A 2,056-nucleotide genomic window follows, 5' to 3' on the forward strand; every position below is an offset into this window, starting at 1 on the left:
CAGTAACGCTCCGGCGGTTCTGGTCGCGTTCGAGTTCCTGGCAAAGGAAGTGAGCGGTTCACAAATTTTCTTGTATGAGCGCGGGATGGGCAAACTGAACGACCGAGTGCTGCGCGCTCACAGTACCTACACTCTGGACGCCACGGGCAAGCTGTCCGAAGTTTCGCAGTTGCAGGCATATGCGTATAGCGCCTATGACAAAATTCTCAGGAATACTGTCTATTCGATGGAAGAGCGTGATGAAATGGTCAAGGAATGCCATTTGCAACTAATGAGAACCAGTGCACATGCAAAGCATGTCCCTGATTTTGTGTACAACGACCTGTATTCCTATATCACCAAATACGTGTATCGCTAAGCTGGCGTAACGGTTAATCGATGCGGCCGCGTCCTTGGACCCAGCCCTGTAGGAGCGAGCTTGCTCCTACAGGGATTTTCGTTGTTGCTGAGGGGGTATCAGGCCTTGAGGTTGCGCAAGCTGCGCTCCATTCGCGCAATGCCTTCTTCCATCAGTGATCGTGGGCAGCCGAAGTTCAGGCGCACGAACTGCTTGCAGTCATCGCCAAAGTCCAGCCCGGCGCTCAATCCAACTTTGGCCTGTTCGAGGAAGAACTGTTGCGGGTTGTCCAGCCCCAGTGCCGTGCAGTCGAGCCACGCCAGATAAGTGCTTTGCGGCAGGTTCATGGTGATACCCGGCAGGCGGGTGCGCACGGCCTCGGCGAGGAAATCGCGGTTGCCTTGCAGGTAGACCTTCAACTCGGCCAGCCATGGCGCCGCTTCGCTGTAGGCGACACGGGTGGCTTCCATGCCCAGCGGATTGACGCTGTCGACCATACCGCAACGAGCGTGGTTGACCTTCTCGCGCAGGTGACGGTCCTGGATGATCATGAACGAGGTCTTGAGACCTGCGATGTTATAGGCCTTGCTCGCCGACATCAGCGTGATGGTGCGCTGGGCCACTTGCGCGCTCAATGTGGCCATCGGAATGTGCTGGCGCCCGTCGTAGCACAACTCGGCGTGGATCTCGTCGGAAATGATCCAGGCATCATGCTCAAGGCAAATGTCGGCAATGGCTTGCAGCTCTGCGCGGGGGAAGGCCTTGCCCAGCGGGTTATGCGGGTTGCTCAGCAGCAAGGCGCCGCCGCCCTGCAGCGACTGGCTCAAGGTATCCAGCGGCGTGGTGTAGGTGCCATCGGCTTGCGCATCGAAGTTCAGCTCGACCTTGTTCAGGCCCCAATGCCCGGGTGCGTGGCGCAGCGGCGGGTAGTTCGGCACCTGCACAACGACGTTCTGTGACGCCTGCACCAGGGCCTTCAGCGCCATGTTGAAGCCGGACTCGACGCCCGGCAGGAAGATCAGCTCCTGKGGCTCGACGCGCCAGGCGTACTTGTTCCAGAGGTCGGCGACGATCGCCTCGCGCAGGTCATCCCGGGCCACGCTGTAACCGACCATCGGGTGTTCCAGGCGTTTTTGCAGGGCCTGGATGATCACCGGCGGCGCGGCGAAATCCATGTCGGCGACCCACATTGGCAATACGTCGGCCGGGTAGCGGCTCCATTTTGTACTGCCGGTGTTGTGACGGTCGAACACCTGATCAAAATCGAAAGTCATGCGGGATCTCGTAGAAGCGGGGTTGAACATGCGCCAATGATAAGCGCCAACCCCCTGTAGGAGCGAGCCTGCTCGCGAAGGAGGGTCAGATACGGTGATGTCGACTGACACACCATCGCGAGCAGGCTCGCTCCTACAAGGATCTTCACGACCCGCTGGATTTGCCCGACGGTCGGTTTTCACACAAAGCACTAGTGCATTGACTACAGTTTGTAGTGTCGGCAGTCAGACTGCCACCACCGCGGTTGTTCAAAATGGCCCGGCCATGTACCGGGTTCCACCTGATCAGGAGTGCACGATGGATCTCAGCCGTCGTCAGTTCTTCAAGGTCGCCGGTATCGGCCTTGCAGGCTCTAGCCTGGGCGCGTTGGGCATGGCCCCGACGACAGCCTTTGCCGAACAGGTGCGTCATTTCAAGCTCGCCCACACCCATGAAACCCGCAAC

2 protein-coding genes and 1 pseudogene are annotated in these 2,056 nt (G+C 59.0%); 2 read left to right on the forward strand and 1 reads right to left on the reverse strand.

Annotated features, from left to right (window positions below; all coding sequences use genetic code 11):
- Positions 1 to 358: pseudogene (locus ACXRVY_RS25960) on the forward strand (zeta toxin family protein); the annotation flags it as partial.
- Positions 359 to 456: 98 nt separating this feature from the next.
- Here ACXRVY_RS25960 and ACXRVY_RS25965 read toward each other — a convergent pair.
- Positions 457 to 1,611 carry a MalY/PatB family protein gene (locus tag ACXRVY_RS25965; protein ID WP_223457988.1) on the reverse strand — a complete coding sequence of 385 codons (1,155 nt, stop codon included), beginning with the start codon at positions 1,609 to 1,611 and terminating at the stop codon, positions 457 to 459.
- Positions 1,612 to 1,909: 298 nt separating this feature from the next.
- Between ACXRVY_RS25965 and ACXRVY_RS25970 the strand changes: the two genes are divergently transcribed.
- On the forward strand, positions 1,910 to 2,056 hold a 147-nt coding region (locus ACXRVY_RS25970; protein ID WP_458238618.1), incomplete at its 3' end, for a hypothetical protein.

It is taken from the genome of Pseudomonas sp. P5_A2_2 (assembly GCF_054177685.1).